Annotated in this window: 27 protein-coding genes; 17 read left to right on the top strand and 10 right to left on the bottom strand. The window is 73.7% G+C overall.

Annotated elements, in window-relative coordinates; all coding sequences use genetic code 11:
* Positions 1–36: 36 nt before the first annotated feature.
* Positions 37–615 (bottom strand): TetR/AcrR family transcriptional regulator, encoded by a 579-nt coding sequence (locus tag BKA00_RS28280; RefSeq protein ID WP_185029979.1) that lies wholly within the window; start codon positions 613–615, stop codon positions 37–39.
* A gap of 80 nt (positions 616–695) precedes the next feature.
* Here BKA00_RS28280 and BKA00_RS28275 point away from each other — a divergent pair, with 80 nt between their 5' ends.
* The 5 genes from BKA00_RS28275 to BKA00_RS28255 all read left to right on the top strand — a co-directional run bounded on the left by BKA00_RS28275 (position 696) and on the right by BKA00_RS28255 (position 5,739).
* The gene (locus tag BKA00_RS28275) at positions 696–2,105 is read left to right on the top strand and encodes an MFS transporter (protein ID WP_185029977.1); all 1,410 of its coding nucleotides are present in this window, start codon (positions 696–698) and stop codon (positions 2,103–2,105) included.
* Between the two features lie 80 nt (positions 2,106–2,185).
* Positions 2,186–3,208 carry an MDR family NADP-dependent oxidoreductase gene (locus BKA00_RS28270; protein WP_185029974.1) on the top strand — a complete coding sequence of 341 codons (1,023 nt, stop codon included), beginning with the start codon at positions 2,186–2,188 and terminating at the stop codon, positions 3,206–3,208.
* Between the two features lie 19 nt (positions 3,209–3,227).
* Positions 3,228–3,602 carry a MerR family transcriptional regulator gene (locus tag BKA00_RS28265; protein WP_185029972.1) on the top strand — a complete coding sequence of 125 codons (375 nt, stop codon included), beginning with the start codon at positions 3,228–3,230 and terminating at the stop codon, positions 3,600–3,602.
* Positions 3,603–3,692: 90 nt separating this feature from the next.
* Complete coding sequence (locus tag BKA00_RS28260; protein WP_185029970.1) at positions 3,693–4,265, top strand: NADPH-dependent FMN reductase; 573 nt, start codon at positions 3,693–3,695, stop codon at positions 4,263–4,265.
* A gap of 1 nt (position 4,266) precedes the next feature.
* The gene (locus BKA00_RS28255) at positions 4,267–5,739 is read left to right on the top strand and encodes a DHA2 family efflux MFS transporter permease subunit (RefSeq protein WP_230298610.1); all 1,473 of its coding nucleotides are present in this window, start codon (positions 4,267–4,269) and stop codon (positions 5,737–5,739) included.
* A 55-nt stretch (positions 5,740–5,794) separates the two neighbouring features.
* Here the strand turns inward: BKA00_RS28255 and BKA00_RS28250 are convergent, their stop codons facing one another.
* Both BKA00_RS28250 and BKA00_RS28245 read right to left on the bottom strand, forming a co-directional pair.
* On the bottom strand, positions 5,795–6,601 hold the full coding sequence (locus tag BKA00_RS28250; protein WP_185029968.1) for an SDR family NAD(P)-dependent oxidoreductase: 807 nt from the start codon (positions 6,599–6,601) through the stop codon (positions 5,795–5,797).
* A gap of 96 nt (positions 6,602–6,697) precedes the next feature.
* Positions 6,698–7,270, bottom strand: coding sequence for a CGNR zinc finger domain-containing protein (locus BKA00_RS28245; RefSeq protein ID WP_185029966.1), 573 nt, complete (start codon positions 7,268–7,270; stop codon positions 6,698–6,700).
* 68 nt (positions 7,271–7,338) lie between these two features.
* Here BKA00_RS28245 and BKA00_RS28240 point away from each other — a divergent pair, with 68 nt between their 5' ends.
* Positions 7,339–7,728, top strand: a complete 390-nt coding sequence (locus tag BKA00_RS28240; protein ID WP_185029964.1) for a carboxymuconolactone decarboxylase family protein — start codon at positions 7,339–7,341, stop codon at positions 7,726–7,728.
* Positions 7,725–8,597 (top strand): phosphotriesterase family protein, encoded by an 873-nt coding sequence (locus tag BKA00_RS28235; protein WP_185029962.1) that lies wholly within the window; start codon positions 7,725–7,727, stop codon positions 8,595–8,597. Before BKA00_RS28240 ends, BKA00_RS28235 begins: the two co-directional genes overlap by 4 nt.
* On the opposite strand, the gene BKA00_RS28230 is transcribed toward BKA00_RS28235, so the two are convergent.
* Positions 8,594–9,043, bottom strand: coding sequence for a hypothetical protein (locus tag BKA00_RS28230; protein WP_185029960.1), 450 nt, complete (start codon positions 9,041–9,043; stop codon positions 8,594–8,596). The genes BKA00_RS28235 and BKA00_RS28230 overlap by 4 nt on opposite strands.
* A gap of 148 nt (positions 9,044–9,191) precedes the next feature.
* Here BKA00_RS28230 and BKA00_RS28225 point away from each other — a divergent pair, with 148 nt between their 5' ends.
* Together BKA00_RS28225 and BKA00_RS28220 are read left to right on the top strand one after the other, a co-directional pair.
* Positions 9,192–10,139 (top strand): hypothetical protein, encoded by a 948-nt coding sequence (locus BKA00_RS28225; RefSeq protein WP_185029958.1) that lies wholly within the window; start codon positions 9,192–9,194, stop codon positions 10,137–10,139.
* Entirely contained in the window at positions 10,136–11,197 is a 1,062-nt protein-coding gene (locus tag BKA00_RS28220) for a hypothetical protein (RefSeq protein WP_185029956.1), read from the top strand. Before BKA00_RS28225 ends, BKA00_RS28220 begins: the two co-directional genes overlap by 4 nt.
* A gap of 65 nt (positions 11,198–11,262) precedes the next feature.
* Here the strand turns inward: BKA00_RS28220 and BKA00_RS28215 are convergent, their stop codons facing one another.
* Complete coding sequence (locus BKA00_RS28215) at positions 11,263–13,041, bottom strand: alpha/beta hydrolase (RefSeq protein WP_185029954.1); 1,779 nt, start codon at positions 13,039–13,041, stop codon at positions 11,263–11,265.
* A gap of 344 nt (positions 13,042–13,385) precedes the next feature.
* Between BKA00_RS28215 and BKA00_RS28210 the strand changes: the two genes are divergently transcribed.
* The 6 genes from BKA00_RS28210 to BKA00_RS28185 all read left to right on the top strand — a co-directional run bounded on the left by BKA00_RS28210 (position 13,386) and on the right by BKA00_RS28185 (position 17,839).
* Positions 13,386–13,544, top strand: a complete 159-nt coding sequence (locus tag BKA00_RS28210; protein ID WP_185029952.1) for a hypothetical protein — start codon at positions 13,386–13,388, stop codon at positions 13,542–13,544.
* Between the two features lie 56 nt (positions 13,545–13,600).
* Positions 13,601–14,107: a MauE/DoxX family redox-associated membrane protein gene (locus tag BKA00_RS28205; protein ID WP_185029950.1), complete on the top strand. Its 507-nt coding sequence runs from the start codon at positions 13,601–13,603 to the stop codon at positions 14,105–14,107.
* Complete coding sequence (locus tag BKA00_RS28200; protein WP_185029948.1) at positions 14,107–14,610, top strand: TlpA disulfide reductase family protein; 504 nt, start codon at positions 14,107–14,109, stop codon at positions 14,608–14,610. The genes BKA00_RS28205 and BKA00_RS28200 overlap by 1 nt, the downstream gene beginning before the upstream one ends.
* A 31-nt stretch (positions 14,611–14,641) precedes the next feature.
* A complete protein-coding gene (locus BKA00_RS28195) occupies positions 14,642–16,477 on the top strand; it encodes an ABC transporter ATP-binding protein (RefSeq protein ID WP_185029946.1) in 1,836 nt (611 codons plus the stop codon).
* On the top strand, positions 16,474–16,968 hold the full coding sequence (locus BKA00_RS28190; protein WP_185029944.1) for a S26 family signal peptidase: 495 nt from the start codon (positions 16,474–16,476) through the stop codon (positions 16,966–16,968). Before BKA00_RS28195 ends, BKA00_RS28190 begins: the two co-directional genes overlap by 4 nt.
* Before the next feature lie 190 nt (positions 16,969–17,158).
* On the top strand, positions 17,159–17,839 hold the full coding sequence (locus BKA00_RS28185; protein ID WP_185029942.1) for a response regulator transcription factor: 681 nt from the start codon (positions 17,159–17,161) through the stop codon (positions 17,837–17,839).
* Positions 17,840–17,980: 141 nt separating this feature from the next.
* On the opposite strand, the gene BKA00_RS28180 is transcribed toward BKA00_RS28185, so the two are convergent.
* Both BKA00_RS28180 and BKA00_RS28175 read right to left on the bottom strand, forming a co-directional pair.
* Positions 17,981–19,312, bottom strand: a complete 1,332-nt coding sequence (locus tag BKA00_RS28180) for an MFS transporter (RefSeq protein ID WP_230298611.1) — start codon at positions 19,310–19,312, stop codon at positions 17,981–17,983.
* Positions 19,309–19,788: a cupin domain-containing protein gene (locus BKA00_RS28175; RefSeq protein ID WP_221493320.1), complete on the bottom strand. Its 480-nt coding sequence runs from the start codon at positions 19,786–19,788 to the stop codon at positions 19,309–19,311. Before BKA00_RS28175 ends, BKA00_RS28180 begins: the two co-directional genes overlap by 4 nt.
* Positions 19,789–19,916: 128 nt before the next feature.
* On the opposite strand from BKA00_RS28175, the gene BKA00_RS28170 reads away from it, so the two are divergent.
* Entirely contained in the window at positions 19,917–20,789 is an 873-nt protein-coding gene (locus BKA00_RS28170; RefSeq protein ID WP_185029937.1) for a LysR family transcriptional regulator, read from the top strand.
* A gap of 47 nt (positions 20,790–20,836) precedes the next feature.
* Here the strand turns inward: BKA00_RS28170 and BKA00_RS28165 are convergent, their stop codons facing one another.
* Both BKA00_RS28165 and BKA00_RS28160 read right to left on the bottom strand, forming a co-directional pair.
* Positions 20,837–21,382: a TetR/AcrR family transcriptional regulator gene (locus BKA00_RS28165; RefSeq protein WP_185029935.1), complete on the bottom strand. Its 546-nt coding sequence runs from the start codon at positions 21,380–21,382 to the stop codon at positions 20,837–20,839.
* A 14-nt stretch (positions 21,383–21,396) separates the two neighbouring features.
* Complete coding sequence (locus BKA00_RS28160) at positions 21,397–21,921, bottom strand: SRPBCC domain-containing protein (RefSeq protein WP_185029933.1); 525 nt, start codon at positions 21,919–21,921, stop codon at positions 21,397–21,399.
* Positions 21,922–22,097: 176 nt separating this feature from the next.
* Here BKA00_RS28160 and BKA00_RS28155 point away from each other — a divergent pair, with 176 nt between their 5' ends.
* Positions 22,098–22,922, top strand: a complete 825-nt coding sequence (locus BKA00_RS28155; RefSeq protein WP_185029930.1) for an NmrA family NAD(P)-binding protein — start codon at positions 22,098–22,100, stop codon at positions 22,920–22,922.
* Between the two features lie 221 nt (positions 22,923–23,143).
* On the opposite strand, the gene BKA00_RS28150 is transcribed toward BKA00_RS28155, so the two are convergent.
* Complete coding sequence (locus BKA00_RS28150) at positions 23,144–24,499, bottom strand: hypothetical protein (RefSeq protein ID WP_185029928.1); 1,356 nt, start codon at positions 24,497–24,499, stop codon at positions 23,144–23,146.
* Between the last annotated feature and the right edge of the window lie 181 nt (positions 24,500–24,680).

Here is a 24,680-nt window from a genome sequence, read left to right as displayed (position 1 = left end):
ACGGAGCGATTACCCCGGAGGTAAAGCCCTCATCGGCTATCCGGCCAGGATCGACCGCACCGTCGCGGTCACGACGCGGCCGGTCTCCTCCGCGTCCAGGCGCTCGGCACGGGTCTCCTCTGCGGCACCGTGCAGGACGTACTGCACGACGTTGACCAGCCAGGTGATCGGAAGGTCGGTGCGGAACACCCCTTCCTCCTGCCCCCGGCGGATGATGGCCTCGACGCGCTCCGCCGGATCGGCGTGCAGTTCGCGGACGCGTCCCGCCGGAAGGACCTCCTGCGCCGCCGCCAGCAGCGCCCTCGACTCGGCCACGAGGGACCAGCTGGACTCCACCAGCCGCGCGAGCGCCTCCCCGGGGTCGCCGGACAGGTCGACGCCCGACAGCTTCGCGTCCCCGGCGCGCAGGGCGTCGGCCAGGGCGGCCTCCACCAGTTCGGCCCGGTTGGGGAAGTGGCCGTAGAGCGTCATCCGTCCGACCCCGGCCGCCTTGGCGATGTCGTCGATGCTCGCGCCCGGGTCCGCGCTCAGGCACTCGCGCGCCGCGGAGACGATGCGGGCGATGTTGCGCTCGGCGTCGGCGCGCCGGCGCCGCCCGGTGCTGGCGGAAGGCATGCCGCATCTTAACTCGTATGTCGCCGTACGCGTTATTCTGCTATATCTCGTATGGCACAGTACGAGTTAAGGAGTTCACCATGGCAGGAGACAGTCACGTCCCGGCCACGCGGGCCCATCCCGCGCGCTGGCGCATCCTGGGATTTCTCGGCGTGGCCCAGCTGATGCTGATCCTCGACGTCACGGTCGTCGCGATCGCGCTGCCGCACCTGGAGGCCGACCTGGACCTCGGCCGCCAGGCCGTGACCTGGACGGTCAGCGCCTACACCCTGGCGTTCGGCGGCCTCATGCTCCTCGGAGGACGTGCCGCCGACCTGTTCGGGGCCAAGCGCGTCGTCCTGGCCGGACTGCTGGTGTTCACGGCCGCGTCGCTGGTGACCGGCCTGGCCGGGTCGGCCGCCGTGCTGCTGGGCGGGCGCGTCGCCCAGGGGGTGGGGGCGGCGATGCTGTCCCCGTCGGCCCTCTCCCTCGTCGTCACCCTGTTCCAGGACGAGGAGCGCAACAAGGCGCTCGGCGTGTGGTCCGCGCTCGGCGGCGGAGGCGCCGCCCTCGGCGTCCTGCTGGGCGGCGCGCTGACCGCCGGTCCCGGCTGGCCCTGGGTGTTCTTCGTCAACGTCCCCATCGGTTTGGTGATCTTCGCGGCGCTCGCCCGGATGCTGCCGCGCCACCGGCCGGCCGGCCCCCGCCCCCGGCTCGACCTCCTCGGCGCGCTGCTGGTCACCGCCTCGTCCGGCGCCCTGATCTACGCGTTCATCCGCGCCGGGGACGGCGGCTGGCTCAGCCTCGGCACCGGCTGGCCGGTCCTGCTCGCCGTGCTCGGCTACCTCGCGTTCGCCGCCCGGCAGAAGACGGCCCGCTCGCCCATGATGGACGTCTCGCTGCTGGCCCGCCGTCCGGTCGCCACCGGCACGTTCCTGATCGTGATGGCGACGGCCCTGATGATCGCGATGTTCTTCCTCGGCACGTTCTACTTCCAGCACGCCCTGGGCTACGGCGCGCTGCGCACCGGGCTGCTGTTCCTGCCCATCGCGCTCGCGACGATGATCGGCGCCGACCTCACCGGCCGGGCGATCGCCGCGGCGGGACCGCGGCGGCTCGCCGTGGCCGGGCTCGTCACCACCGCCGCGGGGATGGCCCTGCCCGCCGTCTCCCTCCACCCCGTGACCGTCGTGGTCGGCACCGCGGTCGCGGGCGCGGGGAGCGGCGCGATGTTCGTCGTCGCCTCCGCGACGGCCCTCGGCCAGGTGGCGCCGCACGAGTCCGGCATCGCGTCCGGGATCGTCAGCACGTTCCACGAGTTCGGGGCCTCGATCGGGGCCGCCGTCATCTCCAGCGTCGCGGCCGCCAGCCTCACCGGCGACACCCTCGACGGCTTCACCCACGGCTTCGTCCTCGCCGCCGTCACCGCCGCCGTGGCGACGGTCACCGCCGGCGTCCTGACACCGCCCCGTCCGCGCCGCCCGGCCGAACCGGGACCGGTGGACGCTTGACCCTGACGCGCAGGTCAAGGGTTAGCTTCTTGGCCCGCGTCCGGGCCTGAGCCCGGACTCCAGGTCCTGAGGAGCATCCGATGCCGTCTTCGCCCCGTACCTCGCGCGTGGTCCAGCTCGCCGCCGTTCCCGACGGGCTGCCCGGGCCGGAGCACTTCAGCGTCGTGGACGCTCCCATGCCGGCACCGGCCGACGGCGAGGTCCTGGTCCGCAACCGCTACTTCCAGGTCTTCCCGGCGCTGCGGACCCTGATCGGCGGCGGCGTGAAGGGCACCCCCTTCCCGCCGCTGCGCCAGGGCGACCCCCTGTTCGGGGCGGCGATCGGCGAGGTCGTCTCGGCACCCGGCGACACCGGGCTCCGTCCCGGCGACCTGGTCCGGCACTGGCTGGGCTGGCGCGAGCACGCCGTCATGCCCGCCGACCAGTGCACGCCGCTGGACGGCACGCTGCCCGATCCGGTCGCGCACCTCGGCCAGGCGGGCGTCGCCTACACGGCGCTGGCCCGGGACGCGCGGGTCCGCCCCGGCGACACCGTGTTCGTCACCGGCGGCGCGGGCGGGGTCGGGTCGCTGGCCGGCCAGATCGCCCGCCTGCTCGGCGCCGGCCGGGTGATCGGCAGCACGGGTTCGCCGGACAAGGCCGCCCGCCTGGTGTCCGAGCTCGGGTACGACGCGGCCGTCGTCCGGGACGGGCGGCCCGTCGCCGGGCAGCTGGCGGAGGCCGCGCCCGACGGCATCGACGTCCTCGTGGACAACGTCGGCGGCGAGCAGCTCCGGGCCGCGATCACCGCCGCCAGGCCCGGTGCGCGGTTCGTCCTCGTCGGGACGCTGGCCGGGCAGCTCGCGCCGGACCGCACCGGAACCACGGCGCCGGTCGAGGTCGACACGTTCCAGCTGATCGCCAAGCGCATCGAGATGCGCGGCTTCGGCGGGCTGGACGACACCGGGGACCGCCCGGAGTGGGCCGAGCGCTTCGGCGCCTGGCTGCGCTCCGGCGACATCGCCTTCCCGCACGTGCGGATCGCGGGCATCGAGAGCGCCCCGCGGGCGTTGCACGAACTGATCGGCGGGCGGCACCTGGGAGCCGTCATCGTCGAGCTGTGACGTCCTGGAAGGAGTCCTCATGCGGATCGGCGACGCCGCCGCGGCGGCGGGCACGACCCCGCGGGCCCTGCGGTTCTACGAGCAGCGCGGCCTTCTGCCGCCGCCGTCCCGCACCTCCGGCGGGCAGCGCCGGTACGGGCCCCGCGAGGTGGCCCGCGTGCTGACCATCCGCCGGCTGCTGTCCCTGGGGCTGACCGTCGAGGACATCCGCGGCTGCGCCGACCGGCTCGACCTGCTGGACGGCGACGCCCTCCCGCCCTACGGCGGCCCCGGCTGCACGCGGAGCACCGGGGTCGCCCGGCGCCGCCTCGCCGCCCTCGACGCCGAGATCGCCCGCCTGACCGGGCTGCGCGACGCGCTCGCCGCCCGGATCGGCGAGCCCGCGGACAGGTAGGGCCCCCAGTCATCTGACAGATGAGCCGCCGGCGGTGGTCTCCGTAGCTTCGGTCGCGTCATCATGCCGCGCCTTCGAGGGAGAGACCATATGACCAAGGCACCACTGCGGGTCGCGATCATCATCGGCAGCACGCGGGAGGGACGGTTCGGGCCGACCGTGGGGACCTGGTTCGCCGAGCTGGCCCGGCAGCGCGACGACCTGGCCGTCGACGTGGTCGACGTGGCGGACGAGCCGCCGCCCGCCGCGCTGGGAGCGCCGCCGTCCGAGGGGTTCGCGGGCGTCACCCGGACGCTGCACGAAGCCGACGCCTACGTCGTGGTGACCTGCGAGTACAACCACAGCTTCCCCGGCACGCTGAAGAACCTGATCGACACCCACTTCCACGAGTGGCGGGCCAAGCCCGTCGCGTTCGTCTCCTACGGCGGGCTGGCCGGCGGGCTCCGGTCCGTCGAGCACCTGCGGGGCGTCTTCGCCGAACTGCACGCCGTCACCGTCCGCGACACCGTCAGCTTCCACCACCCGTGGAACTGGTTCGGGAGCGACAGCCGCCCGAACGACCCCGAGGGGGCGTCCGCGGCGGCCAAGGGCATGCTCGACCAGCTCGCCTGGTGGGGGCACGCGCTGCGCGACGCCCGGGCCGTCCGCCCGTACGGGGGCTGAGGTGACCGCGACGGCCGAGGCCCCGCCGCTGAGCCGGACGGCGCCGGACCCGATGGCGGTCGTGCTGGTGCTCGTCCTCGGCTCCATCATGATCACGCTGGACACCACGGTCGTGAACGTCGCCGTCGACCGGCTGTCGCAGGAGTTCCGGGCGCCGCTCGGCACGATCCAGTGGGTGGCGACCGGCTACTCGCTGGCGCTCGGCGCGGTGATCCCGTCCAGCGCGTGGGCGGTCGGCCGGTTCGGCGCCCGGCGGCTGTACCTGGGCGCGATCGCGGCGTTCGGGGCCGGATCGCTGCTCGCCGGGCTGGCGTGGAACATCGAGTCGCTGATCGCGTTCCGGGTCGTGCAGGGGTTCAGCGGCGGCCTGGTGATGCCGGTCGGCATGACGATCCTGCTGCGCGCCGCCGGACCCGAGCGCCTCGGCCGGCTGATGAGCACCCTCGGGCTGGCGATCCTCGTCGGGCCGCTCGCCGGGCCCGTCCTCGGCGGCTGGCTGATCGACGACGTGTCGTGGCGGTGGATGTTCTTCGTCAACCTGCCCGTCGCGGCGGCCGTGGTGGCGCTGGCCTCGCGGATCTTCCCGCGCGACGTCCGGGCGGAGGCGAGGCCGCTGGACGTCGCGGGCCTGCTGACGCTCTCGCCCGGCATCGCCGCCGTGCTGTACGGCGTGACGAAGGGCGGCGACCGCGGCGCGTTCGGCTCGCCCGAGGTCATCGTGCCGATGGCCGCGGGCGGGGTGCTGATCGCCGCGTTCGCCGTCCGGGCGCTGACGGCCCGGCATCCGCTGATCGACCTGCGCGGCTTCCGGGACCGGACGTTCGCCGCCGCGGCCGGCACGCTCACCCTGTTCTCGTTCGGCTACTTCGGCTCGATGCTGCTGCTCCCGCTGTACCTGCAGGTCGTCCGGGGCGAGAGCGCGACGATGGCGGGCGTGCTCGGCATCCCGTTCGCGCTCGGCTCCGGGACGGCGATGCAGGTCGCGGGACGGATCGCCGACCGGGTCCCGCCCGGCCGACTCGTCCCGGTGTCGGTCGTGACGGCCCTCACCGGATTCGCGCTGTTCACCGCGCAGCTCGACGCGGACGCGCCCTACTGGGGGCTGTGCGCGACGATGCTGCTGATGGGCGCGGGCGGCGGCGCGACGATGATGCCCGCGATGACGGCGGCGACCCGCGGCATGCCCCACGACCGGGCCCCGGCCGCGAGCGCGACGGTCAACCTGATCAACACGATGTCGGGCGCCATCGGGATGGCGACCGCGTCGGTCGTGCTGTCGTCGCTGATGAGCGGCATCGTGCCGGACGGGCGGGGCGGCGCGCTCCAGGCCGTCCACCGGCTGGGCCCGGACGGTCGCCGGGCGGTCGCCGGGCCGCTGGCGGAGGCGTTCCAGCACACCTACCTGCTCGCGGCCGGCATGCTGGCTCTCGCCCTGGTCCCGGCGCTGCTGCTGCCGCGCCGCCCCGCCGGCTGAGGCGCGCGGCGCCGGCGCGCCGGCCCCCGGCGCGCCGGCCGGGGGCCGTCCGCGCTCAGACCTCCTTGAGGAAGCCGGAGTCGACGGCGAAGTCGGCCCCGGTCGTGCTCGCCGACCGCGGCGAGGCCAGCAGCACGACCACGTCCGCGACCTCCTGCGGCGTCGCGAGGCGGCCGGTCGTGAGGCTCATCATCTCGGCCGCGCCGCCGTCCAGCACCGCGTCGCGGTCGGAGCCCGTGGCCCCGGCGATGATGTCGGCGGCGCCGCCCTCGTCCGTCCACCACGGCGTCCGGACCGGGCCCGGCGACACCGAGTTGACCCGGACGCCCTGCGGCGCGAACTCCTCCGACAGCCCCTTCGTCAGGTTGTTCAGCGCCGCCTTCGCCGCGTTGTAGTCGAAGTTCATCGGCGCGGGGCGCCGCCCGTTCCCCGACGAGACGTTCACGATCGACGCCGCGTCGCTCTCCAGCAGGTGCGGGATCGCCGCCCGCACCGCGCGCACCACCGCGAACAGGTTGAACTCGAACATCGCACGCCAGTCGTCGTCCGACGGGGTCAGGAACCCGAACCGGGGCAGCGTCGCGCCGGGCGGCGGCCCGCCCGCGTTGTTGACCAGGATGTCGAGCCGCCCGAACTCCCGCACGGCGGACGCCACGACCTGCGCCGGGGCGTCGGCGTCCATGAGGTCGGCGGGCACGTGCAGCAGGTTCGGCCCGGCGAGCGCGTCCAGCTCCCCGCCGGGCTTGCGGGAGACGGCCACGACGCGGGCGCCCTCGTCCAGCAGCGTCCGCGTGACGGCCGCCCCGATCCCCTTCGACGCCCCGGTGACGATCGCGACGCGCCCGGCAAGCCGCAGGTCCATGGGTTCCCCTCTCATCGGCGGGCGCGCCCACCCGGACGCGCCTCGCCCTCTGAACCCCGCCCCGCCCCCACCGGTTGCACCGGGGACGTGATGGAGCTAGGTCTTCCGGGTCCTCGCCTCGGCCGCGCGGCGCGCGCGCAGGGCGCGCACTCGGCCGCGGCTGGCGCAGGCAGGGGACGGGCACCAGCGGCGGCGGCCGGCCGTGTCGACGAAGACGCCGCGGCAGTCGTCCTCGGGGCAGACCTTGAGATCGCTTCGCCCGGGGCCGGTCAGGTGGTCGACGGCCTGCCGCGCGACGCGCCCCAGCGCCGCTGCGGCGGTCGGGGGCGCGGACCTGGTGATCCGTCCGTCGACCGAGAGGTCGACCGGGTCCTCCTCGGCGAGATAGCCGGCGAGGCCCCGTACGTCGTCCTCGTCCGGCGGGCGCCCGTCCACGGTCGCGAGGGCGATGGGACGCAGCAGCTCGCGCAGGAGAAGGGCCCGGTCCAGATCGTGCCGGTCGGGAGGCCGGACGGGGGCGAGCTCGCAGAGGTCCAGCCACTCGGCGAACCGGCCGGGATCGGGAAGGCGCTCGACCGACCGCGCGCCGAAGGCCTGGCCGCGCGTGGCGAGCAGGTTCAGCCAGGTCGCACCGCAGTCGAGCCGGAACGCCGACGGATCAACCTTCATGCGACCAGAGTAACGCTCGACCCGTTACGGTGCTACGGTAACGACTCTAGCGTTACAGAGGAGATCCCATGCCGCTCGACGAGCACCTCACCCGCAGCCGCCTCGACCGGGACGCTGCCTACCGGCTGCTGGACGTCCTCCAGGACGAGGCCGCCCAGAACGCCGCCCTCCCCGGCCTCGACGACCTCGCGCCGGGCTTCCCCGACTGGATCGTCACGAGCCTGTTCGGCGGCACCTACCAGCGCGGCGGCCTGTCCCTGCGCGACCGCCAGCTGCTCAACCTCGCCGCCCTCACCGCGATGGGCGGCGTGGACCCGCAGCTCACCGGGCACGTGCGGACCTGCCTGCGGCTGGGCATGGCCCGCGAGGAGATCGTGGAGGCGCTCGTCCACCTCGCGCCGTACGTCGGCGTCCCGAAGGCCCTCGCCGGCCTGCGCGTGGCGGCGGCGGCGCTGTGAGGATCAGGACGGTCCTCGGCGACATCGCCCCCGGCGACCTCGGCGTCTGCGACGCCCACGACCACCTCTTCATCCGCTCGCCCCGGCTGCCGGGCGAGGAGCTCGACGACCCCGCCGCGGCCGCCGCCCAGCTCCGCGCCTTCGCCCGGCTCGGCGGCGGCGCGGTCGCCCAGTGGACCCCCCACGGGATGGGGCGCCGCATCGACGACCTCGCGGACGTCTCCCGCGCCACCGGCGTCCACGTCATCGCCGCCACCGGCCTGCACCAGGCCGCCCACTACGACTCCGACCCGCTGGAGACCGTCCGGCCCGCCGCCCTCTTCGTCGACGAGCTGACCCGCGGCCGGGCGGGCATGATCAAGGTCGCCGCGGCCTTCCACGGCCTGGACGCCCGCGCCCGGCGCGTCATGACCGCGGCTGCCGAGGCGTCGGACGCGACCGGCGCCCCCATCGGCGTCCACCTGGAGCAGGGCACCTCGGCCCTCGACGTCCTCGACCTGCTCTGCGGGGCCCTCGGCGTGCCGCCGGACCGGGTGATCCTCGGCCACCTCAACCGCTCTCCCGACCCGTGGGTCCACCTCCGCGCCGCCGAGTCGGGCGCCTACCTGGCGTTCGACGGCCCGTCCCGCACCCATCACGCCACCGACTGGCACCTGTTCGCCTCGCTCACCGCGCTCGCGGACGCCGGGCACCTCGACCGGCTCCTGCTCGGAGGCGACACGACGACGGCGAGCGCACGCGCGGAACTGGGCGTCCCCCACACGCTCCGCGCCCTGCGCCCGCGCGTCGAACGGCAACTGGGCGGCGAGGCGGCGACGGCCATCTTCACCACGAATCCGGCCAGAGCGTTCGCCGCGCCCTGGCCCTAGTTCAGAGCCTCGTAGACCAGGGCGGCCACCGCGCCGTACGCCAGATGGGGCACGACGTCGGACGCCCAGTCCGCGGCCGACCACTCGCGGGGATCGGTGAGGCCGAGGACGGTCATCGGGGCGCTCGACCCGGCCATCGCCAGCCCGGTCAGCACGGCGGCCCCGACCGGCCGCGGGAAGCGCCCGCGCCCCGCCAGCAGGCCGTAGAGCAGCCCGGCGCCGAGTCCGGTGCCGAAGCCGAGCATCGCCCCGAGCCCGGCCTTGCGGTTCTCGGCCTTCTCCCCCTCGCCGAGATCGACCCCGGCGACGCCGGCCAGCTTCTCCACGCTCTGCTCGGGCGTGCTGCTGGCCGGCCGTCCCCGGACCGCCATGTCGAGATAGGTCACCATGTTGAGGGCGGTGGTCCCGGCCGCCCCGGCGGCCAGCCCGCGCGTGATTCTGTCCATGGGATCGCGCTACCCAGCATCCGCCGACTCCCACCCGCCCCGTCGGTCGACAGCGCGGTCAACGGCACATGGGCGTCCCACCGGGGGACGCGGGCCGGGCATAATCGATCTCCGCTGATCGAGGTGGGGCAGGTGGGGCGTGGGCCAGGTGCTGAGACCCATTGTTGATCCGGAACTGCCGGAGGACGACCGGGACGTCCTCGTCGCCAATCCCGACGCCCTGACACCGCTGCGGGAGAAGCCGCCGGCGCCTCCCCCCTTGGGCGGGCGCACCTGGGCGGACGCCGGGCTCTCCTTCCTCGCGGGGACGGCGTGCGGCTTCTTGCCCGCTGTTGCGCTTCCGTCCCTGTTCGGACAGGTCGGAGCCGCCGTCGGGATCGCCGTTGGGATCGCCGTACAGGGCGGGCTTGCCGCGACCTGGTGGTTCGGTGGGCTCGGGCTCTTCCTGGTGGTGGGGACCGTGCTCCAGATCGGCTTCTTCGTGACGCTGCTCGTCCGGTGCGGGGAGGGGCGGCCCCAGCGGCTGGGCCGCGAACACCACACCCGCTATTACACCGAGGCCGATTTCAACACCCGGACGCTGCCGCTCGTAAGGCGTGCGCAGGACGCGGTCGCGGCCGTGCTGGGGTCGGACGTCGATGCCGCCGGACTGCTGGACGACATCGCCAACACGCTGGAGTTGCCGCGCCAGGAATGGGCCATCGCCACTACCTGCGCGGAAGTGACGCGCATCAACCGGCAGTTGCGGTCCCTCCGGAAGAGCGACACCGGGCTGGGCGAGATGCTCGAACCCCAGCAGCGGGCCCTGGCGGTGACCATCGAGGGGGTGGGACGGCGCGTGGCCGCGCTCGAGGGGTACGCGGAGCGGACGGCGGCCGCCGACGCCGCCTACCGCGAGTGGCAGGTGATGGAGGAGTTGGACGACCTGAGGGCGGACGTGCAGGAACTGCTCGCCAGGACCGCCCGGGACGAACTGGCCGTCGCCGAGATCGGCCATCTCGCGGAGAAGACGCCGCTGACCGAGCTGCGCAGGACGGTCGAGGAGGCGCGGCAGGCCGGGCTCGTCCTGGCCGCGAGCGAGAAGGAGCCGGCGTGAAATCCGAGCTGTCGGCGGGCGGACGGCGCCTGGGCGGGCGCTTCCCGCTGCCCCTGGGATTCGCGGCGGTCGCCGGCCAGGCGGTGGCGCTGGTCGTGTGGGCCGCGCACACGCCGGGGGGCGAGCCGGAACGCGCGGCGGCCGCGAAGGACGACGGCAAGGTCGCGATCACCTACATCGTCACGGGGGATCGCCCGACCGCGGACGTCATGTACGCGGCCCCGAGCGGTTCCGAGGACCATGAAGCGCTCGCGCTGCCGTTCAAGGCGCAGTACCGGTTCGAGGAGGACGACCTGGTGTCGCTGAGCGTCCAGAACCGCTATCAGAACGGGCCCGGGACCATGATGTGCACGATCCTCGCGAACGGAGTGGTCGTGAAGCAGGCGACGGCGTCCGGAAAACACGCGGTCGCGTCATGTTCCGGTTCCGCGGGCGGGAACAAGCCGGTGCCGGGCGCGAAGATCCCTGCGTTGACCGCGCCGGGGCTCCCCAAGGGGGAGGTGCGGTTGACCAAGGTCGTGCGGGTCCCGCGCTACAAGGGTCCCGGGTCACCGGTCCTCGGACGGGTCGACGACGGCGACGCACGTCTGTCGTACGCCGCGCTGGGCGGCGCCTGGGGTCCGAGCCGCCGGTCGGATCCGGAGGTGACCGGGTACGGCCGCCGGCAGGTGTTCGACACCGATCCCTCATGGCAGGCCGTGTTCGCCTCGGGAAAGGTGAGCAGCGAGCTCATGGGGGCGTTCAAAGGCCCCGACAAGCTCCGGGCCCTGGCCTCGGCCGTCCAGGACGACCGCCAGTACAAGTCCTTCACCGACACGACGACCGGCCGCGATGTCGCGTCCCAGCCCCTGAACGTCAGCGGCCGGAAGGCCTGGGTGATCGTCCGCGAGATGCGCTTCCGGAAGGAGGGCGTCAGCTCGACGATGGACCTGTCCGCCGTCGTGGTGGTCGACACCGGGCGGCCGCGGCCCTCGTTCGTGTGGCTGGACGTGCCCGCGTCCCACAAGCGGCTCTGGCCGGACATCAACACGTTGCTCCGGTCGCTGCGCGCCGGCTGACCGGCGGGCCGCGCGCCGGGCGGGCCGGCCCACGGCCCGCCCGCCCGGCGCCACGGGCGTTCGGGTCAGCGGGTTCCGAGCAGGATGGACGTGGGGACCCGCGTGGCCACCGGTGGGAGTTTCGTGCCGTTCCCGGCGGCGGCCGCCTGGGGCGCCATCGCGCTCGCGTCCGCCGGTCCCCTGGTCCCCGTTCCGGGGTCGCCGGCGAACGGCTGGGTGTCACCGACGCACACCTTGCCCGCGGCCGGCAGCTTCCCGCCGACGAGGTAGGCGTCGACCGCGTTCGTCACACAGGCCGACGTGCCGTAGGCAGTGTGGCCCCAGCTGTTGCTGGAAAGCAGGCGGCTGTTGGGCAGCAGCTTGCTGGACGAGACCGCGTCGTTGTAGTTCGTGGCCGGGTCGTAGTAGTTCCCCACGAACAGGACGGGAGCGTTCGTCCGCCGGTTGAAGGGGCCGGTGTAGGCGTCCTCGTCGCGGACCTTCCAGGCGTCACGGGCGCACTGGACGCTGCCCCAGCCCCACGCGCGCCCGAAGTAGGGCGCCCGCCTGTCGGAAGCCGCCGTCAGCGCGGGCCAGCTCCCCGCCTTCTTCGGATGCAGGCCGTCGGTGCAGGTGACGCCACTGAACGCCTCCAGGCCGTTGTCGTAGGGGAAGTCCTTGGCCGAGACCTTCTCCGCCGCCTCCTTCTGCCGCTCGACCTCGGCCCGGCGCTCGGCGACGCGGGCGGCGAGGGCCTTGCGCGCCTTGGCGGCCCGCGCCGCCGACGAGGCGGGCGAGGTCGCCTTCCACAGGTCGGTGACCATGGCGTCGATGACCTCGTAGCCGCCCGGGTCGTACAGCCAGCCGAGGGTTCCACCGACGAAGTCGGCGTAGGTGACCTTCTCTCCCTCGATGTCGGCGGGCTTCGCCCTCAGCCGCTTGGCGAGGACGTCGAAGTTCCTGACGGGGTCTCCGTAGGCCGCGAACTGGCACTTGGCCTTGCCCGCCTTGCCGCAGCGGACGAGGATCTCCCGCAGCGCCCTGGAGGCGCCGTCGGCGGACCGCAGCCGGTCGTCCAGGATCTGGTTCGCGGTCTTGGGGGTGCCGGCCCAGGAGACGGGGTTGAGGACACCGTCCACGACCACGGCGCGCAGCCGGTCGGGGAACATGTTCGCGTAGTACTGGCCGAGCGCCGTTCCATAGCTGAAGCCCAGGTAGGACAGCTTCTTGTCGCCGACCGCCCGGCGCAGGACGTCCATGTCGCGCGCCGCCTCGGCGGTGGACATCGCCCCGGCCAGCTTCTTGCCCGTCGTCGAGCAGCCCTTGCCGACCGCCTTCGCCGACTTGACGTAGGCCGCCTCCTGCTTCGCGCCGACCGGGAACGCCAGGTTCATCCCCGCCAGTGCGAGCGTCTGGTCCCTGGTGGACCTGAAGCAGGCGACGTTGGAGCTGAAGCCGATGCCGCGCGGGTCGAAGCCGACGACGTCGAAGCGGTCGAGGACGTCCTTGCCGAGGAAGTCGGGCGCCTGGTACGCGATCGCGGTGCCCTGCCCGCCGGGTCCGCCCGGGTTGACGAACAGGCTGCCGATCCGCTTCTTGGCGTTGCGCGCCTTCACCCTCAGAAGGGCGATCTCGGTGGTCGCGCCTTTCGGGTCGTCGTAGTCGAGGGGCAGCCGGACGGTCGCGCATTCCGCGTAGTCGTAGCACTTGTACCAGGCGAGCTTCGGGGCGGGCACGCGGTCGACGCGCCCTTTCTCGACCGGGCTGGTCGAGTCGCCCGGGGCGGCCAGGGCGGTGACCGCTAAGGCGGGCACGAGCGCCGCACCGGCCACGCCGATCGCGAGAATCCTGTGTCCGAGACGCATGAGGTTCCCTTCGGGGGGATCGATGCCTCTCCCGCGCAATCGCACGGATTGGTCCACTGATTCTCGAATGCACTACTTGTCCCTGTGATCCACCACCGGACCCGACCTCCGCCCGGAAGATCACCCCGAGGACGGATTGACGCTCACCCCCGGAGCCGTATCCCGAGGCCACGCCGACGGCTCCGCTCCACCGCCGGGAAACCGCCTCCTCCTGCCGAACACGCCCGCGCGGGAAAAAATGATCTTTTAGGCCGGGATCGCGGCCCCCGGTGTGCTGTAATCCGGTTGGTCCGAATCATGATCGCTGCCCACGGCCTCCGACGGCCGGGGGAGAGGAGACACGCATGGCCCGTCTCGTCGACCGCCTGCTGGCCCGCGTGGCCCCCAAGGCCACCGCGTCCGCCGCCTGCAAGACGTACTACTACTGCTCGCAGTCCATCTACTACAAGAAGGTCTGCTGCGACGGCCAGTGCCGCCACTATGTGATCGGCGCCTGCGGCTGACGCGAGACTCCCCCGCGGGCGGCGCGACGCCGCCCGCGGGGCGGTGAGGAGTGCGCATGGAACTCGTGCGGATCGGCTGCGCCTGCCTGGTCGGGCTGGTCTTCGCCGTGTCGGCCGTCTCCAAGCTCCGCGACTTCGAGGGCTTCGCCGGGTCCGTTCCCGCGCTGGTACCCGCGTGGCCCGGCCGCGCCCGGCTCCTGGCGATCGCCACGACCGCGCTGGAGGCGCTGGTGCCGCCGCTGCTGATCGCGCCGGTCACCGCCCCCGCCGGCTTCGGTGTCGCCGCCGTACTGCTGACCGCCTTCACCGCGGCCATCGCGGCCTCGGTCCGGCGCGGACGCCGCACCGCCTGCCGCTGCTTCGGCCCGTCCAGCGTTCCGCTCGGTCCGCGCCATCTCGTCCGCAACGGAGTGCTGCTCACCTGCGCCGTGCTCGGCGCCCTGTCGCCCGGGGGCCTGCCGCCCGCGGGCGGCGTCGCGGTCGCCGCCGCGGCCGGGCTCGCCGGGGCGGTGCTGATCGTCTCCCTCGACGACATCGTCGAGCTGTTCGCGAGGAACCCCTGATGCCCTATCTCACCGCCGCCGTCGTCCTCATCGGGCTGCTGTCCGCGCTGAACCTCGCCCTCACGCTCGCCCTGATCCGCAGGCTGCGCGGGCACGGCGCCGCGGAGCCGGGGCACGCGGGCCCGCCGATGGCGCTCGGGCCCGGCTCGCGGGTCGGCGACTTCACCGCGACGACCACCGAGGGCGAGGCGGTCTCACGGGCGGACCTGCTCGGGCTCGTCGCCTTCTTCTCCGCGGGCTGCGCGCCCTGCCACGAGCTGGCTCCGCGCTTCGCCCGGCTCGAGACGGGCCTGCCCCGGCTCGCGGTGGTGTCCGGTGACGACCCCGAGCTGGTCGCGGTCCTGTCGCCGGCGGTCCGCCTCGTCGTCGAGGACCACGACGGCGCCGTCAGCAGTGCCTTCCAGAACACCTGGACGCCGGCGGTCTACCTCGTCGACGGCGGGCAGAGGGTGGTGGCCGCGGGCGGACGCCTGGAGGACCTGCCCATCGAATCCCCGGCGTGAGGACACCGGACGCGGGCGGGGGGCGGGGCGCATGAGAGGGCGCGCCCACCTCCGCGGACTGGCCGCCGCAGGGGCCGAGGCGGGCGCCCTCGTATGGCGGTCGGCGCCCGGCGGCGTCTCCGGCTACCTGCTGATCACCCTGGCCGAGGCCACCGTGCCGATCGCGACCGCCTGGCTGATGAAGACGGTGCTCGACCGGGTGACGATGACGGACGACCCGGTCGCGGGCCCGGCCGCCGCCCTGGTGGCCGCCGGGCTGGCCGCCGCCGCACTGCCCGGGATCGGCACGTACCTGCGCGACCAGGCCGGCCGGGCCGCCGGAGTGCTGGCGACCGACCGCCTGTTCGCCGCGACCGAACGCCAGGTCGGTCTGCGGCGGTTCGAGGACCCCGGCTTCCTGGACCGGCTGCGCCTGGCGCAGGAAGCGACCGCCACCGCCGGATACCTGGTCGACGCCCTCTGCGGCACCGCGCGCGGCGCGCTGTCGCTCACCGGCTTCCTCGTCTCGCTGCTCGTGGTCAGCCCGCCGATGACGGGGCTCGTGCTGCTGGCCGCCGTACCGGCGCTGGTCGCCGAGCTCCTGCTGTCGCGGAGCAGGGCGGCCATGCAGTGGGCGACCGAGCGGACCCACCGCCGCGAGTACTTCTACAGCGGCCTGCTGACGGACGTGGAGGCCGCCACCGAGATCAGGCTGTTCGGCGTCGGCGCCTTCCTGCGCGCCCGGATGATGTCCGAACGCGAACGCGGCAACCGGGCCGAGCAGCGGATGAGCCGGCGCGAACTGGCCGTCCAGGGCGGACTCACCGCGCTGAGCGGCGCGGTGGCGGGCGGCGGCCTGTGGTGGGCGATCGCGGCGGCACGGCGCGGAACGCTCAGCGCCGGGGACGTCACCATGTTCGTCGCCGCGGTCGCGGGCGTGCAGACCGCCCTGAACCTGCTGACGTCCTCCATCGCCACCGCCCATGGCCGCCTGCTCGTGTTCACGCACTACGTCGCGGTGACCCGCGCGGAGCCGGACCTCCCGAGCGCCGTCGAAGGCGACGCCCCGCCACTGCGGGGGTGCGTCGAGTTCCAGGACGTGTGGTTCCGCTACAGCGACGACCACCCCTGGGTGCTGCGCGGCGTCGACCTGACGATCCCGCACGGCCGGGCCGTCGCGCTGGTGGGCCTGAACGGCGCGGGCAAGAGCACGCTGGTCAAGCTGCTCTGCCGCATGTACGACCCGACTCGCGGGCGGATCCTGTGGGACGGCGTCGACCTGCGGGACATGCCGCCGCGGGCGCTGCGCGAGCGGATCAGCGCGGTGTTCCAGGACCACATGAACTACGACATGACCGCCAGGGAGAACATCGCGCTCGGCGACCTCCGGGCGCTCGACCGGCCGGACGCGGTCCGGGGGGCGGCCGTCCGCGCGGGCATCCACGACAAGCTCGCCGGGATGCCCCACGGGTACGACACCCTGCTGACCCGGATGTTCTTCTCAGAGGCCGACAAGGAGGACGCCGAGACCGGGGTGGTGCCGTCCGGCGGCCAGTGGCAGCGCCTCGCGCTCGCCCGCGCCTTCGTCCGCGACGGCCGGGACCTGATGATCCTGGACGAGCCCAGCTCCGGCCTCGATCCCGAGGCCGAGCACGAGGTGCACGCCCAGATGCGGCTCCACCGGTCCGGCCGGACCAGCCTGCTGATCTCGCACCGGCTCAGCGCCGTCCGGGACGCCGACCTCATCGCGATCCTCGACGGCGGGCGCGTGGCCGAACTCGGCTCGCACGAGACGCTGCTGGCGGCGGGCGGCCGCTACGCCCGCCTGTTCCGGCTGCAGGCGGCCGGCTACCAGGAGGCCCCGCCGCCCGGCGAGGACGTCGGATGACGTGGCTCGCCGCCGCGGGGGGCGTGCTCCTCGTGGTGGGTGCCCTCATCGCATGGGCGCGCCGGCGGTACCTGGTCGCGACGGTCGACGGCCCCAGCATGGAGCCGGCGCTCCACTCCGGCGACCGGCTCCTCGTCCGCCGGACCCGGCGGGTGCGGGCGGGCCAGATCGTGGTGGTGCGGATCCGGCCGCGGACGCTGGACGCGCCGCCCCCGGACGCCCCGGGCCCCGCCCCGGACGAGGAGGTTCCGGTCGTCCGGGACCACCCGGACGGGCTCCTGCTCGTCAAGCGGGCGATCGCCGTGGCCGGTGATCCGGTACCGGTGGACCGGGTGCCGTGCCTGCGGGAGGCGCGGGAGCCGGCCGTCCCGCCGGGCGCCCTTGTCGTGCTGGGCGACAACCCGGCCACCAGCTGGGATTCCCGCGACTACGGGTTCGTCCGCGCCGAGCAGTTCGTCGGCGTGGCCGTCCGCCGGCTGCCCCCGGCCTGACCGCGCAGGAGGTCTCGCCAGTCGGCGGGCCAGTTGGCCAGCGCGATGATGCCCATGATGACGAGGTGGGTCGGCGCGGCCCACCTCTCCACCGCCGGGTCGCGGTTGACGATGGGGGGTCGCTGAGGCCGAGCAGGACCCGCGTCGTTCGCATACGTCGGCGATATGCCGTGCCGCCTACCCTTCGGGTATGCGCGTGCTGATCGTGGAGGACGAGCCCTACCTGGCCGAAGCCGTCCGTGACGGCCTGCGGCTGGAGGCGATCGCCGCCGACATCGCCGGCGACGGCCACTCCGCCCTGGAGATGCTCGGCGTCAACTCCTACGACCTGGCGGTCCTGGACCGCGACATCCCCGGCCCCTCCGGCGACGAGGTCGCCCGGCGGATCGTCGCCTCCGGCAGCGGCATCCCGATCCTCATGCTCACCGCCGCCGACCGCATCGACGACAAGGCCTCGGGGTTCGAGCTGGGCGCCGACGACTACCTCACCAAGCCGTTCGAGCTAAGGGAGCTCGTCATGCGGCTGCGCGCACTGGACCGCAGGCGCGCGCACGCCCGCCCCCCGGTCCGCGAGATCGCGGGCCTGCGGCTGGACCCCTTCCGCCGGGAGGTCTTCCGCGACGGACGCTACGTCGCGCTCACCCGCAAGCAGTTCGCCGTGCTCGACGTCCTCGTCGCCGCCGAAGGCGGTGTCGTCAGCGCCGAAGAGCTCCTGGAACGGGCCTGGGACGCCAACGCCGACCCGTTCACCAACGCCGTCCGCATCACCGTCTCCGCCCTGCGCAAACGACTCGGCGAACCATGGCTCATCGCCACGGTGCCCGGCGTCGGCTACCGCATCGACCCCGCCCCCGGCGGCCCGCAGGAATAGGCGCCCGGGCCCGCGAACCGCGCCCCGGGGGCGCTCATCAAGCGGCGCGCCACCACGGCGCCGTGCCGCTCAGGCAGGCGAACGGTTGTCCGCTCGGTCTCCTGAGCGCCCCTCCGCCGGGTGGAGGGGCGCCGCGGGCCTTCAGGCGGAGCGTCTTGCGGCGGCCAGAGCGGCGGCGGCCAAGGGGAAGACGGCCGCGACCGCCAGGATGGCGGAGGGGCTCAGTGACTCCGCGAGCGCCCCGGCGACGGCCGAGCCGACCCCGCCGCCGACGAAGAACGTCAGGTTGAGCAGGCCCATGCCCGCGCCGCGCAGCGGCACCGGGAGCCGTGCCGACACGTCACCGGTGATCACGACCTGGGTGACGGCGAACGCGGCGAGGCAGAGCGACGCCGCGACGACCGGCGGCCAGGGTCCGCCCTCCCCCGTCGAGGCCGCGGCCAGCGCGGCGGCCGCGGCGAGCGCGGTGCCGGCCAGCAGCAGGCGGCCTCCCCGCGCGCCGAGAGAGCCGGCCCGCCGGGCCAGTGCCGCGCCGACCACGGCGCCCGGCAGCAGCGCGGCGCCGATCTTGAGGACGCTCCAGCCGTGCTCCCCCGCGAGGACCTGCGGGACCACGTACATCGCGGCGAAGAGCCCGCCGAACACCCCGGCCCCGGTCACCGCCGAGATCCGGTGGGCCGCCTCGCCGAGGACCGGGTGCGGGACGAACCCGTCCGGCCGCCGCGCCACCCGCCATGCCAGCGCCCCGCCGGAGAGGACGAGCACCGCCGCGAGCGCGGCGACGACCGTGGCGCCGAGGTCGAGCGTCCTGGCCTGGATGAGCACGAGCATCGCGCTCACGGCCGCGGTCAGCGCGGCGGCCCCCGCGACATCGACGGGCCGGCGCGACCCCGGCCGCCGCGCCAGGCCGAGGCAGAACGGGACGGCCGCCACCGACAGCACCGGAAGCACGACGGTGGCACGCCAGCTCAGCCAGGTCGTCACCGCGCCCCCGGCCAGCGTCGCCGCGGAGGCGAACACCGCCATGACCGCGCCGTATCCGGCGAGCACCCTCGGACGATCGGCGGGCTCCACACCGGCGAGGAGCGCGGCCCCCACCGCCGCCGTCCCCCCGGACCCCGCCGCCAGGACGAGCCGTCCGGCCACCAGGACGCCGAGGCTCGGCGCCGCGGCGCACACGACCGCGCCGGCCGCCAGCACCACCGCCGCGATCAGCAGCGCGGCCCGCGCGCCCCACGCGTCCGCCAGACGGCCGAAGACGGCGGTGCCGACGCCGAGCGCCAGCGCGTGCGCCGTCAGCACCCATGCGACCTCCGCGGGCCCGGCGTGCAGCGCCCTGGCGATCTCCGGGAGGGCCACGGCCGCCGCCGTCACGCCGAACACCGACGGCCCGAACAGCGCGCCGAGCCGCAGCGCCGTCGGCACCGGGCCCATGCGCGGCGCCGCGACCCCGGCCTCCGCGGTCGCGGTCACCGGTCGCCCCGCAGGGACGACCAGCGCTCGTCGTCCACGAAGTGCACGTCGTAGCGGTCCTGCTCGGACCGCAGCCCGTCGAACGGCTCCAGCCCGTGCTGGACGCGGGCCAGCCGCCGGAAGTAGCCGAAGCGCTCGACCCCGGGCGCGAGGACGGCCAGCAGGTCGGCGCCCGTGCCGGCCGCCGCACCGAAGGCGTGCGGCAGCCGCGGCGGGACGACGACCAGCCCGCCCGCCGCGACGGTCTCAACCCGGTCGCCGAGGAGGAACTCCATCGTCCCGTCCACGACGTAGAACAGCTCGGTGGACAGCGCGTGGTAGTGCGGTGCGGCTCCGTCGCGGCCAGGCCCCACCGTGAGCCGGTTGGCGCCGAGCGCGCCCGCGGTCTGGCTCGCGTCGGCGAGCAGGGTGAACGCCCCGCCCTCCGGAAGTCCGACGACCTCCGCGGCCTCCGGGATGACAACGAGGGGATGCAACGACCTCACGCTCCTGTCGAATATCGGGTTCTTCGTCCGAGCTCCATTCGAGCCGGGGAACAACCCGCGAACCACAGGCGCTTTGGACCCTGGGTCATCACGAATCGAGATGAATCGAGAGGGGCAGGGTGGAACTGCGCCAGCTGGAGTACTTCGTGGCGGTCGCCGAGGAAGGCGGGTTCGGGGTCGCCGCCGAGCGCATCGGCATCGTCCAGTCGGCGGTGAGCCAGCAGGTCCGCCGACTCGAACGCGAGCTGGGCGTGCGGCTCTTCGACCGCACCACCCGGCGCGTCCAGCTGTCCGGCGCGGGCGAGCGGCTGCTGCCCGAGGCGCGTGCCGTCCTCGCCGCCCTGCACCGCACGCGGCAGGTCGCGGCCGACGTCCGCGCCGGTGTCGACGGCGTCCTGCGCCTGGGCACCGTGCACGGCCCCGGCGACCGGATCTACCGCCTCCTCACCGAGCTGGCCGCCGTGGCGCCGCGCGTCCAGGTCCGCCCCCGCCGCCTGGCCCTGCCCGACCGGCTGTCCGCCGTCCGCTCCGGCGAACTCGACGCCGCCCTGATCCGCGCGCTCACCGACGCCCCCGGCCTCGAACTGCTCCCGGTCTGGACGGACCCGCTGTACGTCGCCCTGCCCGCCGGGCACCCCCTGGCGCACCGCCCCGCACTCGACCTCGCGGACCTGGCGGACCTCCCCCTCCGCCTCGCCCCGCGCGAGGACAACCCGCCCTTCCACGACCTCATCACCGGCGCCTGCCGGACGGCCGGGATCGCGCCACCGCTCGGCCCGCCCTTCACCACGTTCCAGGAGACCCTCACCGACATCGGCGTGGGCGACCCGTCCTGGACCGTCTTCTACGAGGTGGCGGGCCTCCCCGAGATCCCCCGCGTCACCGTCCGCCGCCTCACGGACCCCACGATGACGACCTACCTCGCCGTCCCGGCGGGCCCGCCCCTCCCGGCCGTCCGCCACCTGCTGGAAGCCCTGACCCGGATCACGTGACGCCGGTGGGCGCGCGGACCGCCGGGCCCGTCATTCCGTCTGACCGGTCATCGGCCGGTCCGGACGAGCTCGAAGGCGTGGGCGGCCTCCGCCCAGGTCCGGTCGAGATCGGAGCCCGACGGGTAGCGGCCGTCCAGTTCCAGGATCGTCATGCCGTGCGCGGTCGAGAAGAGCGCCTGCGCGGTGTACGGCTCGCCCATCACGAGGAAGAACGGGGTGCCCGCCCAGTCCTCCAGGCCTGGCGCGAGACTTGCCCGGTCCAGCGGGCCCTGCGTCGCGAGCCGGTACAGGTGCGGGCCGGCCAGAGCGGCGGCGCGGTAGGCCCGCAGCAGCGCCGGCACCGGCTCCGGCTCATCGACGGCCCGGTACAGCTCGGCGCCGAGCTCGGCCATGCCCAGCTCGACCAGCGCCGACTCGACGGCGGCCTTGTTCGGGAAGTGCTTGTAGAGCGAGGGCGCGCGGATGCCCAGCCGCGCGGCCAGGGCCCGCATCGTGAGGGCGTCGCGGCCCTCCTCTTCGAGCAGTTCCCGCGCGACCGAGACGATCTGGGCCGCGCGGGAACTCAGGACGCTGAGTTCAGGCCGGTCGCTCACGGTGAGATCTTCTCTCAGTGCGCGGCCTCGACGCGCTTCTTGAGCGCGGCGTTCATGGCGGCGAAGTCGTCCCGGACGTCGATCGCACTCCCGGCGAAGGGCACCAGGAAGCCGGTGAAGTCCTCCCCCTGGGTCAGCTTGACGCGCCCAGGGCCCGTCTCCTCGATGAGGAAGTAGTGCTCGCCGTCGACCACGCCCGGGACGCCGAACCGGCCGATCCAGCGCAGTTCGTGCCCGGGGTCGGCGACCAGGACGGTCGGCTTGAAGGTCATCCCCTTCCCGCCGTCCTTGCCGGCCAGCTCGTTGACCAGCTTCGCCCCCTTCCTCGGCTCGCCGACGGCGCTGAGGATGAACGGGTTCCACTCGGGATAGGCCTGGAAGTCGGTGAGCACCTGCCAGACCTGGGCGGCGGAGGCGTTGACCTCGATCTCGGCGCGGAGCTTGTGCGGGTGGCTCCGGGTCCAGCCGTACAGGCCCCCGGTGACGACGACGAGCGCGACGACCACGATTCCCACGGCGCGCACGATCCGGACGATCATAACGACCCCTTCCCTTTTGGCTAACTGCATTAGCTCAGACCATAGGCTAACAAAGTTAGCCGCGCAACGTCGCTCGCCACCCGTTCCCCGCACTTCACCCTGAGTGGAATGAAGCATTCCGTTCTGTTAGACTAGGGAGCAGAACATTCCGTTCCGTATAGTTAAGGGGTTCGATCATGACCTTCCTCGTCGCAGGCGCCACCGGGACCGTCGGCCGTTTCGTCGTCGCGGAGCTCCGCGCGGCAGGGCGGCCGGTTCGCGCCCTGACCAGGAACCCCGCCCGGGCGGCCCTCCCCGAGGGTGTCGAGGTCGTCGCCGGCGACCTCGCCGACCTCGACTCACTGACCGGTGTCTTCGACGGCATCGAGGCCGCACACCTGATCAACTTCGCGGGTGACGACTACACGCCCCTGCCCGACGGTGCCGGTCTGGTGAAGCTGGCCGCCGAGGCGGGCGTGCGCCGGGTCACGGTGCTCGGCGGGCGTGCGGACGGTGAGCTGGAGCAGGCTCTGACCTCCACCGGTATCGAGTGGACGCTGCTCGAGCCGGTCGAGTTCATGTCCAACACGCTGCGCTGGTGGGCACAGACGATCAAGGCCGAGGGCGTCATCAGGGAGCCGTTCGGCGACCGGCTCAGCGCGCTGGTGCACGAGCGCGACATCGCCGCCGTGGCCGCCACGGTGCTGGTCGAGGGCGGGCATGGCGGCGAGACCCTCACCCTCACCGGCCCCGAGGCGATCACGCTCAAGGAGAAGGTCGCGATCCTGAGCGCGGCCATCGGCACGGACGTGGGGTTCGTGGAGCTGACCGTGGACCAGGCGCGCGCCAAGTGGCGCGGCGACGGCATGGGCGAGGAGACCATCGAGTTCCTCGTCAACGCGCTGGGGAACACGCCAGAGGTCGGCTACACCGTGGTCCCGACCGTCAAGGAGATCACCGGCCGCGACGCCCGCGGCTTCGCCCAGTGGTCCGCCGAGAACGCCGCCGCCTTCCGCCCCTGATCGGTAAGCCCGGGCCGTCAGGTGCGACAGGACGGACGGATCACGCGTCCCGCCGCTCTGCCGGCGACGCCTTCACCGGCCGGATCGACCCAGAGGACGCCGACACCAGGTTCTCAGCGATGGGTACGCGTGCGGGACCGGGCCGACCGCAGACCGGCGGAGGAAGGCCCGGGGTGGGGCGTTCCCCGCCGGTCAGCGGCGGTTGTGGCTTGACGCGATGGCTACTGGTCGCCTCGCCACGGGAGGACGGTCATGACGGGAGGCGGGCCGGAACGGCCGCCGGGGGACGGGACGGCGTAGGTGTTGACGTAGCGGTCATTGGGCGTGCCGGCGGCCCAGGTGTCGCTGGTGCCTGCGAAAGTGGCGGCGAAGTAGCCGTCGCCGTAGGCGCGGACCTTGGCCGTGTAGCGGCCCTTGCTGTTGGTCTTCACCCACTTGACGTGGTACCAGGTCTTCTTTCCGCGGAACCGGAAGATGATGCGCACCTTCTGGCCGGGGAACGCGCCGAAACGGTTTTTGCTGCTGTAGTAGCGGCTCAGGGTCCCGGAGACGGTGATGTAGCGGTTCTTGCGGACCTTGGTCGAGGACGCCTTCAGCGTGGACATCGAGGTCGACCATCGCCATGTCTTGCGCACGGAACTGGAGGAGGGGGCCGCGGTGGTGTCCCCGGCGAAGCGAGCCCGCCAGTAGCCGGAGTTGTTCACGTTGAACGAGGCGCTGAACTGTCCCTGACTGGTCTTCATCCGGCGGGCGGTCTGCCAGCCGGTGCGGCCGTTGGGGGAGTATTCGAGGAGCACCTGCTTGCCGTTCACGTCTCCGCCGGCGGAGGCCGCGTACAGGGTGCCCCGCGCCCGGAAACGCCCGTAGGCGTCCATGGTCGCCGACAGCGAGGTCTTCGTGGCCGGCCGGACGCTGACTGCGGGGAGGCTCGCAGTGGAGCCTTCGTAAAGACCGACCGCGGGTGACCGCGCGACGTAGGTCGCGGTGCAGGGCGGCTTGATGGTGCTGCTGAACCGGCCTTCGGTGTCCGTGCTGGCCCGGAAGGTGTACATGGGCGTGGTGCAGCGTGACGGGTCGACGGCGGGGTCGATGACGACCGTCCGTCCGGACAGCGGCCTGCCCTGGTAGGTGACCTGACCGCTGAGGGTGAGGGGCTGGCCCTCGTCCAGGCCGGCCCTGTTCCCGATCAGGGTCGTCTGCGTCTTCCCATGGACGACCTGGACGGTCACCACCTCGGAGTGGAGTCCGAGCGACGGCACATCGGCCCAGACGCTCACCGAGTCGCTCGCCCCGTTGGGCCTCAGCGTCGCAGTGAAGGTGCCGTCGGCGGCGGTGGTGGCGTCGTCGACCGAGCCCCATCCGGTGTTCGTGGACAGGTCGACCGGGGTGCTCGCGGCGGGGGTTCCGTCCGCGGCGACGACCTTCCCGGTGATCGTGGTCGTGGGGTTGTCGGGGTCGACGGAAGCGGTCTGGGCGGCGAGCGCGATGGACGCCGCCCCGTCGGCGAGGGCGGGAGCGGCCGTTAATGTGGCGAGGATGAGGACGGACGTCATCCCGGTGGTGGCGATACGAAGCACGAGTGTCCCTTGGGTGGGCGCGAAGATCAGCGTTGGTCAGGACGTCCGGCCCGGCGACCAGGTTGCCCCCCGAAACCCGATCGTGATCTTCATCGGGCCACGCCTGGCGGGGGTCTTCAGCCAGTGGTGGTTTGATCAACGACCCGGACGACACCGAAGAAGAGGCCACACCATGCGTGCG

The organism is Actinomadura coerulea, assembly GCF_014208105.1.
Classification (GTDB): domain Bacteria; phylum Actinomycetota; class Actinomycetes; order Streptosporangiales; family Streptosporangiaceae; genus Spirillospora; species Spirillospora coerulea.
The sequence above is the reverse complement of the archived record's forward strand: the minus strand, read 5'-3'. Positions and strand labels throughout refer to the sequence as shown.